The 15040-nt window shown below is 38.3% G+C and carries 10 protein-coding genes and 1 rRNA gene (1 of these 11 running past the window's edge); 1 reads left to right on the top strand and 10 read right to left on the bottom strand.

All coding sequences use genetic code 11. The features are described from left to right. The 9 genes from IGK72_RS04390 to dnaE all read right to left on the bottom strand — a co-directional run. A 16S ribosomal RNA gene (locus IGK72_RS04390) occupies positions 1–1218 on the bottom strand (it extends 343 nt beyond the left edge of the window). Positions 1219–1860: 642 nt separating this feature from the next. Next, positions 1861–3369 (bottom strand): HAMP domain-containing sensor histidine kinase, encoded by a 1509-nt coding sequence (locus IGK72_RS04385; protein ID WP_002363430.1) that lies wholly within the window; start codon positions 3367–3369, stop codon positions 1861–1863. 10 nt (positions 3370–3379) lie between these two features. Then, entirely contained in the window at positions 3380–4066 is a 687-nt protein-coding gene (locus tag IGK72_RS04380; protein WP_002355954.1) for a response regulator transcription factor, read from the bottom strand. A 157-nt stretch (positions 4067–4223) separates the two neighbouring features. Continuing rightward, complete coding sequence (gene gndA / locus IGK72_RS04375) at positions 4224–5645, bottom strand: NADP-dependent phosphogluconate dehydrogenase (RefSeq protein WP_002355953.1); 1422 nt, start codon at positions 5643–5645, stop codon at positions 4224–4226. 204 nt (positions 5646–5849) lie between these two features. Further along, positions 5850–6029: a 50S ribosomal protein L32 gene (gene rpmF, locus IGK72_RS04370; RefSeq protein WP_002355952.1), complete on the bottom strand. Its 180-nt coding sequence runs from the start codon at positions 6027–6029 to the stop codon at positions 5850–5852. A 56-nt stretch (positions 6030–6085) separates the two neighbouring features. Continuing rightward, entirely contained in the window at positions 6086–6655 is a 570-nt protein-coding gene (locus IGK72_RS04365) for a YceD family protein (protein WP_002363429.1), read from the bottom strand. 373 nt (positions 6656–7028) lie between these two features. Beyond that, positions 7029–8786, bottom strand: a complete 1758-nt coding sequence (gene pyk, locus IGK72_RS04360) for a pyruvate kinase (RefSeq protein WP_002355949.1) — start codon at positions 8784–8786, stop codon at positions 7029–7031. A 64-nt stretch (positions 8787–8850) separates the two neighbouring features. Then, positions 8851–9813 (bottom strand): 6-phosphofructokinase, encoded by a 963-nt coding sequence (gene pfkA, locus IGK72_RS04355; RefSeq protein WP_002355947.1) that lies wholly within the window; start codon positions 9811–9813, stop codon positions 8851–8853. A gap of 172 nt (positions 9814–9985) precedes the next feature. After that, complete coding sequence (gene dnaE / locus IGK72_RS04350) at positions 9986–13315, bottom strand: DNA polymerase III subunit alpha (RefSeq protein ID WP_070416122.1); 3330 nt, start codon at positions 13313–13315, stop codon at positions 9986–9988. A 117-nt stretch (positions 13316–13432) separates the two neighbouring features. Here dnaE and IGK72_RS04345 point away from each other — a divergent pair, with 117 nt between their 5' ends. After that, positions 13433–13618 (top strand): YjzD family protein, encoded by a 186-nt coding sequence (locus IGK72_RS04345; RefSeq protein WP_002355945.1) that lies wholly within the window; start codon positions 13433–13435, stop codon positions 13616–13618. A gap of 54 nt (positions 13619–13672) precedes the next feature. Here IGK72_RS04345 and IGK72_RS04340 read toward each other — a convergent pair whose 3' ends face one another. Continuing rightward, positions 13673–14869, bottom strand: a complete 1197-nt coding sequence (locus tag IGK72_RS04340; RefSeq protein WP_002381323.1) for a multidrug efflux MFS transporter — start codon at positions 14867–14869, stop codon at positions 13673–13675. Positions 14870–15040: the final 171 nt, after the last annotated feature.

The raw sequence follows: 15040 nt of genomic DNA, 5'->3' as shown, positions 1-15040 counted from the left end.
GATTTGACGTCATCCCCACCTTCCTCCGGTTTGTCACCGGCAGTCTCGCTAGAGTGCCCAACTAAATGATGGCAACTAACAATAAGGGTTGCGCTCGTTGCGGGACTTAACCCAACATCTCACGACACGAGCTGACGACAACCATGCACCACCTGTCACTTTGTCCCCGAAGGGAAAGCTCTATCTCTAGAGTGGTCAAAGGATGTCAAGACCTGGTAAGGTTCTTCGCGTTGCTTCGAATTAAACCACATGCTCCACCGCTTGTGCGGGCCCCCGTCAATTCCTTTGAGTTTCAACCTTGCGGTCGTACTCCCCAGGCGGAGTGCTTAATGCGTTTGCTGCAGCACTGAAGGGCGGAAACCCTCCAACACTTAGCACTCATCGTTTACGGCGTGGACTACCAGGGTATCTAATCCTGTTTGCTCCCCACGCTTTCGAGCCTCAGCGTCAGTTACAGACCAGAGAGCCGCCTTCGCCACTGGTGTTCCTCCATATATCTACGCATTTCACCGCTACACATGGAATTCCACTCTCCTCTTCTGCACTCAAGTCTCCCAGTTTCCAATGACCCTCCCCGGTTGAGCCGGGGGCTTTCACATCAGACTTAAGAAACCGCCTGCGCTCGCTTTACGCCCAATAAATCCGGACAACGCTTGCCACCTACGTATTACCGCGGCTGCTGGCACGTAGTTAGCCGTGGCTTTCTGGTTAGATACCGTCAGGGGACGTTCAGTTACTAACGTCCTTGTTCTTCTCTAACAACAGAGTTTTACGATCCGAAAACCTTCTTCACTCACGCGGCGTTGCTCGGTCAGACTTTCGTCCATTGCCGAAGATTCCCTACTGCTGCCTCCCGTAGGAGTCTGGGCCGTGTCTCAGTCCCAGTGTGGCCGATCACCCTCTCAGGTCGGCTATGCATCGTGGCCTTGGTGAGCCGTTACCTCACCAACTAGCTAATGCACCGCGGGTCCATCCATCAGCGACACCCGAAAGCGCCTTTCACTCTTATGCCATGCGGCATAAACTGTTATGCGGTATTAGCACCTGTTTCCAAGTGTTATCCCCCTCTGATGGGTAGGTTACCCACGTGTTACTCACCCGTCCGCCACTCCTCTTTCCAATTGAGTGCAAGCACTCGGGAGGAAAGAAGCGTTCGACTTGCATGTATTAGGCACGCCGCCAGCGTTCGTCCTGAGCCAGGATCAAACTCTCATAATAAAAGTTAGAACAATCTTACGATTGTTAAGCTCAATTTGTTTGCTAGCATATTGCTTGCTTGTTAAAAATGTTTGTTGTCTTGAATTGAATCAAGACGCCCTACACATTTGGTTCGTCTATTCTTTGTTCAGTTTTCAAAGGTCTACGTTACCTCGCAGCAACTTTTATATCATAACAAACTTTCGTTTGAATGTCAAGAACTTTTTTTAAAAGTTTTTTAAGTTGTTTTGCTCGGTCGTTGCCGTCTGTTGTGACAACTTCTATATCTTATCATTATCTCAGTTGTTTGTCAACAACTTTTTAAAACTTTTTTGTTATTTTATAACAAGTTTTTTTGATCAAACGATTGATTTAAAAGCAATCTCTTTAACGACTTTGTTATTCTAACATGTTATTTATCTTTTCGTCAAGAAAAATTTTTAACTTTTTAAAACTTTTTTCTTAACGAACTGTTTGTCAGAACAGATATTAATATACCAAGGATTTTTCTAAAACGCAACTATTATTTTGCAGAAAAATAACATTTTTTTCAATTTCGAACGATGAATATTTTCTGCAAAGAAAACATTCGTTTCTTTATCTTATAATCCCTTTTCTCTTACTTAAATGTTCGTTAATCATTCGTAAAAAAAGCAACGTACTTTATTGTACGTTGCTCTCTTCTTTTATTCCAGCGATTGGAATAAAAATTCTAAAGATCGTTCCTTGATGCAATACGCTTTCTGCATCAATACGTCCTTTATAGTTTTCGACTAATTGTTTTGCAATCGATAGTCCTAAGCCATTACCGCCTTTATTTCTTGCACGGGCTTTATCTACTCGATAGAATCGATCAAATATTTTCTCCAAGTCTTCTTCAGTGATTCCTTCACCAAAATCTTGCACAGCTATTTCAAATTCATTCATCGTTCGAGAAATGGAAATATGCACTTCTTTTCGATCTGTTGAATATTTAATCGCATTATCTAATAGAATAATTAGCAATTGTTCAAAGTGATTACGATAGATTTTCAGTTCAACTTCGGTTGGTAAATCGTCATCTAACGTGATATGAAACTCAGGATAAACCAATTGGAAGTTATTAAATACTTGGTAGACTACTTGTTTAGCATCTGTTCGTTCATTTGCATATTGGGTGTCCACTTGTTCAGCGCGTGAAAGGTCAAGCATTTCTTGGACCAAACTCTTCATACGACTAATTTCTTGTAAACTGGCCTTTAATGATTCATCTAAAATTTCAGGATCGTCTTTCCCCCAACGATTTAAAAGGTTTAAATGGCCTTCCATAATCGCAACGGGCGTTCTTAATTCATGGGAAACATCTTCAACAAACTGCTCTTGTTGTTCGATATAGCGTCTCATACGATCTAACATTTCATTAAAGATTTCCGAGATATCTGCTAACTCATCTCTCGTATTAATCTCCGGCATGTGGACATCTGATTGCGGGTCTTTGCGGATTGTATCCATCGTGTCTCTCAATACTTTTAATGGTTTTAAGAAATAAGAAGAGAGGATAAAGCCTAAGACACTACTTACAATCAGAGAAATCACTTCTAAAACTACAAGTGTTAATAATAAATGATTACGAATTTCATAAAAAGAAGAAAGTTCATAAAACGCTTGAATATAACCAATCTTTTCTCGTGTTTCTTTTGAAAAAATAGGTTCCACGGAATAAAAACCGGTTTTATCAAAAACGGTTCGAACAACAGGTAATTGTCGATCCAATTGTAATAACTTATCATATTCATTTTGTGTTTTAAAAACTAGCTTTTGGTTTGTGTCATACACAGATAAATAAAGTTCTGGTTGTCCTAGTTCAGATATGAAACTGTCCATTTCCATAAACGAACCTTCTACTGCTGTATGCTTATTATAGTAGTTTTCATCTCTTTCACTCGGCGTTTTTAAATAGTCAAAAACGTCTGTTACCGTTAAATTTTCATTGGCATTAGCTAATCGATTTGTTACTTCTGCAATCGTTGCTTCGACATTTTCCTTTTCTTTGGCAACAATAAGACTGACAGAAGACTTATAGGTAATCACCGCAAAAATGGTAAAAACTACAAATATAAAGAAAGAACTTGCGAAAGCCCACTTTATAGTTAAAGATGGGCCTTCCAGTTCTTTTTTAATCGTTCTTTTCATTAATTAGTTCTCACGAACGCATAACGTAGCCAGTTCCACGGACAGTTTGGATGTAGCTTTCTTCTCCAGGTACGTCAATTTTATTTCGTAAGTAGCGGATATACACATCCACAACGTTTGTTTCTACTTCTGTTTCATAGCCCCAAACTTTATTTAGTAACACATCACGTGCCAAGACAACATTCACGTTTTCCATTAGCGTTAATAGTAATTCGTATTCGCGTTTTGTTAATTCAATCATTTCAGAATTACGACGAACGACACGATTTTCTTTTTCAATTGTTAAGTCACGATATGTAATCGTTGTTTGTTTTGCAACGTTTTTATCGCCCTCAATATCAATACGACGAAGTAACGCACGTAAACGAGCTAACAATTCTTCAATTGCAAATGGTTTAACAATATAATCATCCGCTCCATGGTCTAAGCCAGAAACACGGTCAATTACTGAATCACGTGCAGTCATCATAATAATTGGTGTATTTTTCACTTGGCGAACACGGCGACATACTTCTAATCCATTTAATTCTGGTAACATCAAATCAAGAAGGATAGCATCCCATTCGTTGTTAAGAGCGGCTTCCAATCCTGTACGACCATTGTAGTGTACTTCTGTCGTATACCCCTCATGTTTTAATTCAAGCTCAACGAATCTCGCTAAGTTCTTTTCATCTTCAATAATTAAAATGTTGCTCATTTGATTAATTGTCCTTTCTCTTTAAAAGCTATACTCAAGCTCAACCTTTTTATTCCTTACTACTTATTAGAGAATTACTACTCAATCTGTCTGGTTCTTTTTTAAGCCACAGTAAAACCATGAGCATGGTGAGCCACACTCATGGTCTCCAGCGTGTTTATTCTTCGTTGTACCAGCTGTAATGGTAGATTCCTTCTTTGTCTGTGCGTTCGTACGTATGAGCACCGAAGTAATCACGTTGTGCTTGAATTAAATTCGCTGGTAAGCGATCTGAACGATAAGAATCGTAATAAGCAATTGCAGATGAGAATGTTGGTACAGGAACACCTGCTTGAACAGCAATCGCAACAACTTCACGAACGGCTTGTTGATATTTTTTCGTAATTTCTACAAAGTATTCATCTAACAACAAGTTTTCAAGTGCTGGATTTTTTTCATATGCATCGGTAATTTTTTGTAAGAATTGTGCACGGATAATACAACCTGCTCGCCAGATTTTTGCAATTTCACCAAATGGTAAATCCCATCCGTATTCTTCAGAAGCTGCACGGAGTTGTGCAAAACCTTGCGCATAACTCATTAATTTACTAAAGTATAATGCTTCGCGAATTTTTTCAATCAATTCTTTTTTATCGCCTGCAAAGTTAAAGGCTGCAGGTTTTGATAAAATGCCACTTGCTTTTACGCGTTCTTCTTTGTAAGCCGAAATAAAACGTGCAAATACTGATTCTGTAATTAATGGTAATGGTACACCAAGATCTAACGCACTTTGGCTTGTCCATTTACCTGTTCCTTTGTTGCCTGCTGCATCAAGAATAACATCAACGATTGGTTGGTCGGTTCCTTCATCATCTTTACGTGTCAAAATGTCAGCCGTGATCTCGATAAGGTAACTGTCTAATTCGCCTTCGTTCCATTCTTTGAAAATCTCTGCCATTTCATCAACAGATAAACCTAAGATTTGTTTCATTAAGTCGTAGGATTCAGCAATTAATTGCATGTCCCCATATTCAATCCCATTATGAACCATTTTTACATAATGTCCAGCACCATTTGGGCCAATGTAAGTCACACATGGTTCACCGTCTTCTGCTTTAGCTGAAATTTTTTCAAGAATTGGCGCAACTAACTCATACGCTTCTTTTTGTCCGCCAGGCATGATAGATGGTCCTTTCAAGGCTCCTTCTTCTCCGCCAGAAACGCCAGTACCAATAAAGTTAATTCCTGAGTTTGCTAGTTCTTCATTACGTCGCATTGTGTCTTTGAAGAACGTATTACCGCCATCAATTAAGATGTCGCCTTTATCAAGGTGTGGTAACAATTCTTGGATTGTCGCATCTGTTGCAGGTCCAGCTTTAACCATCAACATAATTCGACGAGGTTTTTCAATTGCATTCACAAATTCCTCAATTGAGTATGTTGCTTGAAAGTTTTTGTCAGGATGTTCTTCAACCACTTCTGTTGTTTTTGATCCTGTACGGTTATACAGCGCAACTGTATAGCCTCTGCTTTCAATGTTTAAAGCAAGATTTTTCCCCATGACAGCCATGCCGACTACGCCAAATTGTTGTTTTGTCATTTTATGACCTCCTATATTATAATCAACGAAAATTCTATGAGCATTCTCTTATAATCCTCACTATTATAACGCACTATCTTTCATATGAAAACAATATAGTGCCAATAAATTTCCAATTTCTTCATATTTTCTTAAAAAAATACAAATCCCCTAGGCTCCATGGTTAGCCTAGGGGATTCAACATTTCAAAAAATGTTTTTATGCTTATGCTTCTTTAGACATTACGTCTTTTCCATCGTAGTGACCACATGCTGGACATACGTGATGGCTTTTTTTCATTTCACCACAGTTTGAGCATGCATTTAAGCCTTTGATTGTTAATTTGTAGTGTGTGCGACGTTTTGCTTTTTTCGCTTTAGAAGTTCTTCTAGCTGGTACTGCCATTGTTGTTCCACCTCCTTGTAAAGATGCGTGTATTTACATACACAATATATTCCAACCTAGCTGTTATCTTCCTCTTCAGCATTATCGCTGAGTAATTCTGATAGTTTAGCCAGACGAGGATCCACTGTTTGTTCTGCTGCTTTCTGCTTACTTTCCAAATATGCTTCTTCTGAAATCACTTCCCAGTCATTGCCACTTGGCATTTCTTGACTGTTTTGTTCTTCTTCTGTAAGCACTTGAATTGGAATGGACAATAGAATGTTGTCTTCGACAGATTCATCTAAATCAATTGTTGGCTTGTCCAATAAAATAATCTCTTCAGCTGCAAATCGTTCATCTCTTGTATCCATTTGTTCTTTTGTCATAAAGACTTCATCGACCGTGATTTGCATTGGCAAAGCCACAGGTTCTAAAGAACGGGATGAAGGAACGGTTACAGTTACCTGAATAGTATAATGAAGTAAATATTCTGATTTATTGACTGCTAATAAGCCTTCTACTTTGATTGGACTTACATCCAACAAGGTATCATCTCGTTGAAGAAGCTCTTCTTTAAGATGCAATGTTTCTGAAAACACTAGCGGCTCTTCTTTGTATTTATTTAATTCTAACAAAGACCACTTCATAATTATCACTCCTAAGCAACAAAAGCTATTATACAGGGGTATGAAAGCTTTGTCAATGAAATTTTCTTGACAGCCCTTTCTTATTTCCTGTTTTTCTTTCGTTTTTTTTATAATTGTTTTTCTGTTGAAGATAACTTAGCGCTTATTTAATTAAATAACAAATTTTTTGTGTGAAATAACATAAATAATTTAAAACTAAGACATAATTTTACTATTTGCGCCCAACTCTTTATTTACTGAATACGTGTTTTCTGAACATTTCGTACTACTGTCTTCTTTGTAAAAAAAGCTGAGACAAACTGACGAATCGGTTTGTCCCAGCTTTGCGTCCGAGTACATATTGCTTAAAATCAAATGATTGAATTAATTAGACTTAGATAGCTGTTGTTGCTCCGCGGTAAACAATACCACGACGAGGATCAACAGTAATCACTTCGTCATTATTAATTAATGATGTTGCATCTGCAGCACCTACGATAACTGGAATATTTTGCGCAATCGCTACAACAGCTGCATGAGAAGTTAAACCACCTTCTTCAACAACTAATGCTGATGCTTTTTCAATTGCAGGCATGTATTCTTTATCTGTTGTTTTTGTAACTAAAATAGCTCCTTCAGTCGCTTTAGCAACTGCTTCTTCAGCAGTTCCTGCAACAACGGCTTTTGCAATAATTGCTTCTTCACCGACACCTTGACCTTGAACTAATTTAGAACCGATCATTTGAATTTTCATTAAGTTTGTTGTGCCTTTTTCGCCAACTGGAACACCAGCAGTGATAATGATTAAATCACCTTCTGAAGCATAACCTTCTTCTTGTGATACTTTTGAAGCTAAATTAAACATTTCATCTGTGCTTGATGGTTTGTCAGCAACTGTTGCGTAAACACCCCATGATAATGATAAGCTACGTGCTTTTTGTTCTGAGAACGTAATTGCAACGATATGTGCTTTTGGACGGTATTTAGAGATCATACGTGCTGTATGGCCTGATTCTGTTGCCGCAACGATTGTTTGGATACCCAAGTTACGTGCTGTATGGCCAACAGATTGTCCGATTGCTTCAGTCATATCTGTTTTGCTATATAATTTCAATGCGAATGAATCTTGGTTAACTAATGTTTCTTCTGTACGAACTGCAATACGAGCCATTGTTTGAACAGCTTCTAATGGGTAATCCCCTGCTGCAGTTTCGCCTGATAACATTACTGCATCTGTTCCATCGTAGATTGCGTTTGCTACGTCATTTGCTTCCGCACGTGTTGGACGTGGGTTACGTTGCATTGAATCTAACATTTGTGTTGCAGTGATAACTGGTTTACCTAAAGCATTACATTTTTTAATTAAAGCTTTTTGGACAACTGGAACATCTTCTGTTGGAATTTCAACACCCATGTCACCACGAGCAACCATTAAACCATCAGAAACTTTTAAGATTTCATCGATATTATCGATACCTTCTTGGTTTTCGATTTTAGGAATGATTTGGATGTGTGTTGCGTTTTCTTCTTCTAAAATTTTAGTGATTTCTAAAACGTCAGAAGCACGACGAACGAAGCTAGCTGCGATAAAGTCAATTCCTTGACCAATTCCGAAACGGATATCGTTAGCATCTTTTTCAGTGATCCCTGGTAAGTTTACAGAAACGCCTGGTACGTTAACGCCTTTTTTGTTTTTCAAGACGCCTTCGTTTTTAACAACTGTTACGATTTCGTTTGCATCACGGTCGATATCAGTTACTTCTAAATCAATTAAACCATCATCTAAAAGAATGTGTGAACCTACGTTTACATCATTGATTAATTCTGGATAAGTGATTGAGAATTTTTCATTTGTTCCTAAAACTTCTGTCATAGAAATACGTACTGAATCACCAATTTTCATTGTGATTGCGCCATTTTCCATGTCATTTGTGCGGATTTCAGGACCTTTTGTATCTAGTAAGATCGCTACGCGTTTCCCTGTAATTTTTACAGCTTCACGAATGTTTTTAATACGAGCACCATGCTCTTCGTAGTCACCATGTGAAAAGTTCAAACGGCAAACATTCATACCTGCATTAATTAAGTTTACTAGCATATCAACGGATTCACTAGCTGGTCCAATCGTACATACGATTTTCGTTTTTTTCATTACTAAAACGCTCCTATTCCAAATTTGTTTATACAAAGCTAATAAGATTAGCTAATATACAAGATTAAAAAGAAATTTCATGATTTAACTCATAAAGAGATAAATCTGGTTTGTGTTTATTGTTTTCTAACGTGTCAATAATATCAGCTGCAACTACTTGGTTATCTAACATACCGATACATAAACCGCCTTTGCCTTCTTTTAGAAGTTCAACAGCATATGACCCAAATTTACTTGCTAATACACGGTCACGAGCACTTGGCGAGCCCCCACGAACCACGTGTCCTAAAATTGATACACGCGTATGGAAATCACCGTATTCAGAAAGTTTATCAGCAAATTCATTTCCGCCCATTACGCCTTCTGCTAAAATGATTAAGCAATGTTTTTTCCCGCGGTCGCGGCCTTCTTGAATACGTTTGGCAACGTTTTTCATATCAAAATCATGTTCAGGAATAATGATTTCATCTGCTCCGCCTGCCACGCCTGACCACAATGCGATATCACCAGCGTTACGTCCCATTACTTCGATAACGAATGTACGAACATGAGAAGTTGCTGTATCACGAATTCGGTCAATTGATTCCAAAACAGTGTTAATCGCTGTATCAAAACCGATTGTGAAATCTGTTCCAGGAATATCATTATCAATTGTTCCAGGAATTCCAACAGCCGGGAAACCACGTTTTGTCAAAGCCATTGCGCCATGATAAGAACCGTCTCCACCAATAACAACTAAGCCTTCAATACCGAATTTTTTCAATTGTTCGATTCCTTTTAATTGCCCTTCTTCAGTAGCAAATTCAGGATAACGAGCAGAGTACAAGAATGTTCCACCACGTTGAATCTTATCGCCAACGTCAGCAACATCTAAACGACGGATGTCGCCTGCGACTAAACCGGCAAATCCATAGTTAATACCGTAAACTTCGATTCCATCAAAAATACTTTTGCGTACGACTGCACGAATTGCAGCGTTCATTCCAGGGGCATCTCCCCCGCTGGTTAAAATACCAATGCGTTTCATTCGCTATTTCACCTCATATAATATACTTTCAACTGCCAAAAGAAACCTTTTCGCAAAAATTGATATACAAAAATATTACGTCATTCATTTTACCATTAAAGAACCAAAATGTCTTGAGTTAAGAAGAAAAAAATGAAAAAAGTTGAAAACAACTAGTATTTTTTACCGTAAATCATTTGAAAATGACGTTTTGCTCGCCTAAAACGTAAGCTAATTGTTGCTGACTAGCGCTTGTATGAGCGACCCAATTTTCTTCATTTAATACTATTTTCTTTCCTGTTTTTTCAAAATAGACAATCACTGGAATGTGTCCAGCATGACGACTAAGTACCTCTTTCATTTTCTGAAAAACGTCCGTTTGTTCGACATCTTTTGTAATTCTGATAAAACACGTTTCGTCACTAATTGATGTTTCTACTTGTTGCGCTTTTTCTATTCGTTGAACCAATATTTGCAATTCTTGATTGTACGTACTGCGTTCCACTTTTCCTTCCACATAATAAACTTGCCCTTTCTCGACACTCTGTCTTAACTGGCGAAAAACGGTTGGGAACAACGTTAGTGAAATACTTCCTGTTGTATCATCCCCATCAACAAAGGCCATTTGTTCTCCCTTTTTGGTCCGAATCGTCCGAATGTTTTTGACATAAATCAATAATTTCGTGGGCTGATTTTCAACAAGTTCATGAACAAGTTGCGTTTGCTTGGCTAAGCGTGTTTTTTTGAACTCTTCTGTCGGATGTCCTGATAAATAGACTCCTAAATATTGTTCTTCTTGTTCTAGTCGCTCTTCTAGCGGATAATCGGCAATTTCTTCTTCCTTTGGCTTCAACGTTTCTAACAAATCCATACTACCACCGCTGAGAAGAATACTTTGGATATTACTCTCTAAACCTACCGCTAATTGACGGCGATTAGGCGCAATTTCGTCAAATGCACCGATGGCAATCAATGGTTCGATATTTTCAACTTTCAACCACTTACGGTCAATTCGCAAAAGAAACTCATCGAACGTTTTGTACGGTCCATTTTTTCGGCGTTCATTTAAAATATTTTGAATGAAGTCTCGGCGGATTCCTTTTAAAGAACTAAAACCAAATAAAATTTGCTGTTGCTGATTTAGGTAAAAGCTGTAGTGACTTTGGTTAATTGACGGCTGCAAAATCGTCTGCTTGTTTTTTCTAGCTTCGCCAATATATTCTTTAATTTTTGTTGGATTATGACGAACAGAATGCAACAATGCGACATAAAAAGCACTCGGATAATGAACCTTCAAGTAAGCCATTTGAAAACCAATAAAGGAATAGGCAAATGCATGCGAGCGGTTAAAGCCATAATTAGCAAAGCGCTCAATATAATCGTACACTTGGTTAGCTGTTTCTTGGGGATAGCCTTGTTGTAACGCACCATTAACAAAATGATTCCGTTCTTCATCTAGCACATCTTTTTTCTTTTTACTAATGGCCCGACGTAAAATGTCAGCTTGCCCTAAAGAGAAGCCTGCCATTTTCGCAGCAACTTGCATAATCTGCTCTTGGTAAACAATAATTCCGTACGTATTTTCCAAAATGGGGGCGAGACTAGGCTCTGGATAACTAATTTGTTCCAAGCCTTTTTTCCGGCGGATGAAAACATCAATATTTTGCATCGGACCAGGACGATACAAGGCATTGACAGCAGCAATATCTTCAATGCTAGTTGGCCCTAATTTTCTTAATACATTCCGAATTCCAGCAGATTCAAACTGGAAAACACCACTTGTTTCCCCTTTTCTAAATAAAGCCAGCGTTGTTTCGTCATCTAATGGAATCTGATTTAAACGAATGGTTCGATTATAGACGCGTTTAACAGCTGTGAGGGTATCATCAATGATGGATAAATTTCTTAAGCCCAAGAAATCCATTTTCAGAAGACCAATTTTTTCAACATCATTCATAGTAAATTGGGTCAATAAAATTTCATTCGATCCTGGTTGTAACGGAACCAAATTCAAAAGATTTTCATCACTAATTACCACACCTGCTGCGTGCGTAGAAACATGGCGAGGCAATCCTTCTAGCTGAACAGCTGTTTTATAGAGCAATTGATTATTTGGTGAAAAATTGACCAATTCTTGCATCCGTTTCGACTCTTGGTACGCTTCTTCTAACGTAATTTTCAGCTTGTTGGGGACAGCTGCCGACCAACGATTCGCTTCACTCTGGGACAACCCGAAAACACGTGCAACGTCCCGTAAAACCATTTTCGCAGCCATCGTACCAAACGTGGCAATTTGCGCCATGTGATAATGACCATATTTTTGACTGACATAAGCTAAAACTTCCTCCCGCCGATTATCAGGAATATCTAAATCAATATCGGGCATCGTGTAGCGTTCTGGATTCAAAAAACGTTCAAAAAGCAAATCATATTTGATTGGATCTACATCTGTAATTGATAACACATAGGACACTAAAGAGCCTGCAGCTGAACCTCGGCCAGCGCCTGTAACAATTTGATTGTTATGACAGAAGTCCATCACATCCCAAACGATTAAAAAGTAATCATCAAAGCCCATATTGTGAATGATGGTTAACTCTTTTTCTAATCGTTTTTGGTAAACTTCATTTAGATGAGGCACTCTTTCTGGTAATTTTTCTAAACACAATGTGCGTAAATAAGAACCTGCCGTTTGATTATCAGGCACAGGAAAATGCGGTAATAATTTTTGATGTAAAGGAATGTCAACTCGGCAATTTTCAGCTAGCTGAATCGTATTCTGGACCACTTCTGCACCAGCTATTTGAAGCATTTGTTCCATCGTCGTCTCTGCTTCACGCAAGTAATTCAGACCTTCTATTTCCGGTGTTTGGCTTGTAATATTCAATTGATTATTTTCTTTGATGCTCTCAAGAACAGTTACGGCAAAGCCTTCTTCCCTTGTTAAATGACGTACCTCTTGCAAAGCCACGCCAGGTAATTGTTCTCTTTGGTAAAAAGAAAAGAGCGCTGGATTGCGTTGTTGATTCATTGAAAAAGAATGTTCAACAAATAACGACTGGGGATCAAAATATGAAGCAAGTTGTTGGAAAGCGTGAACCGCTTGTTGTTCATCTTCAAAAAATGTTTGGGCGACTTCTCCTTTAGCTGACAAAGTCACGGCAAATAAATCACTTAATAAGGATTGATGTTCCGCTAAGTAAAAGGGACCCTCTGTTGTCATTTTGCTGCTAGATAGTTGCATTAATTGCTGATAACCTTTTAAATTTTTAGCAAATAAAAGCAACTCGGAATGCCCTTCTTTTTCTGCTGGGGTATATTCTAATCTTAAACCGATAATTGGTTGAATTCCCGCTTCTTGGCATGCTTCATAAAATTCAACCGCCCCATGCAAGACATTGATATCGGTAATCGCTAATGTTTGATAACCTAACGCTTTCGCTTGTTTTACATAGGAACGAATCCTAACCGTACTAGATAAAAGCGAATAGGAAGTAACGGTATGTAATTGTGGAAATGACATTGGACAGCTCCTTTTTGAATCCTTGCTATTTTTTGCCTCTTCTCTTATTTTCCTATCGCGGATTCTTTACTTTTAAAGAAAATATGCTAAACTAAGAGCTAGAAAAGAGGTGCTCATATGCGTTATCTTGTTGTATTTTTCTGGACCTTCGCATTAGGCCAAGTCGTTGGATATATCGGCGGTGCATTATCTGGCGGTTCATACGACTTTAAAATGACAACGATTCTATCGTTGGCAACAGCCGTTATTATTTTATTAATTGCACACTTTGCAGTACCGAAAGAAACCAAACCTGTTAAATAAGAAAAAACCAGTTACTAAAGTTATTGTAACTGGTTTTTTTATCTTTTCAACTGTTTAGAGCTTTTTATTTAAAACTTTTCGGAAATTAAAGAAGGACAGCCCAATGTTTCCTAAAACGAAACAAGCGGTTACCAGAAAAACAGAAGAATAGCCAAAACCATGGGCAACTGTCGACCCTACCATCGGCCCTAAAACTTGACCGAAATTACTACACATCTGATTGTAACTATAAACTCTACTTACGCCCTCTGTTGGCGTTATTTTACTAATTAACGTATTAATTGATGGCATTAAAGCACCTGTTGAAAAACCTAGAAGGAATCGTAAAACACCTAACTGAAAAGGTGTTTGCACAAACGCCATGGGAATGTAACAAATAAAAGAAAGAATTAATCCGCCTAATAAAACTTTTTGGTTCCCAATGCGGTCCCCAATTTTTCCCAAAGTTGGAGAAGAAATAATTGCTGAAACGCCGGCAATCGAAACAATCAAACCACTAACAAATAATACATTCTCTGTATCGCCACTTAAAGATCGAATATATAGCGTTAAGATTGGGCTGATACTTGTAATTCCTAATTGTAAAATTAACGTAGTCACAAACAAACCAATCAATACTGAAACATGATCCATCTTACTAAAAATTTCTTTCGTCGTTAATAAATCCTTTTTCTCAACTGGTTGAAAATCTTCTTTAACTAAAAAGATAGTCAACAACGTTGTAATGAATAAAATAACGCCGGTAATAATAAAGACATTTTCCATTCCAAACCACTGTGCCAACGCACCGCCAATCGATGGCGCAATTAACGTCCCAGCAATTGCACCTGTTGATAATGTCCCTAGAGCCCAGCCATTTTTCTCTTTTGGCGCCTGCGACGCAATCATCGCTGTTGCGTTAGGAATATAGCCGGATAAAATCCCGTTCATAAAACGCATAATCAACAGCCAGTATACATTAGGGACAAATGCTAACGCCCCCATTGTGATCGTCATTCCTGCTGCAGCCCGAATCATCATAATTTTCCGACCTTTTCGATCAGCTAAATTTCCCCAAATCGGTGCAACAATCGCAGCAGCAAACGCCGTGACAGAAATTGCCAATCCAGAAAACAACTCTACTTGACTCTTAGGCGTCCCTAATTGTTCAACATATACTGGAATAAACGGCATAACTAAGCTAATACTCGCCCCTGTAAAAAAGCAACCAATCCATGCGACTAACAAATTCTGCTTCCATTTTATTTTCATACTTTTATCCACCTTATCACCTCTTCACCTACCACTATACTCTAAAAGAGTGAATCTCTCAAAAGAAAATTCTTTTAAAAAAAGTCTGGCAGACCGGCCAAAACGACCAATCTGCCAGACTTCTTAACACTTGAGCTTAAGATAAATATCTGAACAAATGCAACACCTTCG

It is taken from the genome of Enterococcus sp. DIV0183 (genome assembly GCF_050541505.1).
In the GTDB taxonomy this organism is placed as follows: Bacteria; Bacillota; Bacilli; order Lactobacillales; family Enterococcaceae; genus Enterococcus; species Enterococcus faecalis.
The sequence above is the reverse complement of the archived record's forward strand: the minus strand, read 5'-3'. Positions and strand labels throughout refer to the sequence as shown.

Excerpts from the sequence above, each read along its gene's own strand:
- IGK72_RS04340 (WP_002381323.1), bottom strand. The coding sequence starts at position 14,869 with ATGAAAATAAAATGGAAGCAGAATTTGTTAGTCGCATGGATTGGTTGC.
- pfkA (WP_002355947.1), bottom strand. The coding sequence starts at position 9,813 with ATGAAACGCATTGGTATTTTAACCAGCGGGGGAGATGCCCCTGGAATG.
- IGK72_RS04385 (WP_002363430.1), bottom strand. The coding sequence starts at position 3,369 with ATGAAAAGAACGATTAAAAAAGAACTGGAAGGCCCATCTTTAACTATA.
- gndA (WP_002355953.1), bottom strand. The coding sequence starts at position 5,645 with ATGACAAAACAACAATTTGGCGTAGTCGGCATGGCTGTCATGGGGAAA.
- IGK72_RS04365 (WP_002363429.1), bottom strand. The coding sequence starts at position 6,655 with ATGAAGTGGTCTTTGTTAGAATTAAATAAATACAAAGAAGAGCCGCTA.
- pyk (WP_002355949.1), bottom strand. The coding sequence starts at position 8,786 with ATGAAAAAAACGAAAATCGTATGTACGATTGGACCAGCTAGTGAATCC.
- IGK72_RS04345 (WP_002355945.1), top strand. The coding sequence starts at position 13,433 with ATGCGTTATCTTGTTGTATTTTTCTGGACCTTCGCATTAGGCCAAGTC.
- dnaE (WP_070416122.1), bottom strand. The coding sequence starts at position 13,315 with ATGTCATTTCCACAATTACATACCGTTACTTCCTATTCGCTTTTATCT.
- rpmF (WP_002355952.1), bottom strand. The coding sequence starts at position 6,029 with ATGGCAGTACCAGCTAGAAGAACTTCTAAAGCGAAAAAAGCAAAACGT.
- IGK72_RS04380 (WP_002355954.1), bottom strand. The coding sequence starts at position 4,066 with ATGAGCAACATTTTAATTATTGAAGATGAAAAGAACTTAGCGAGATTC.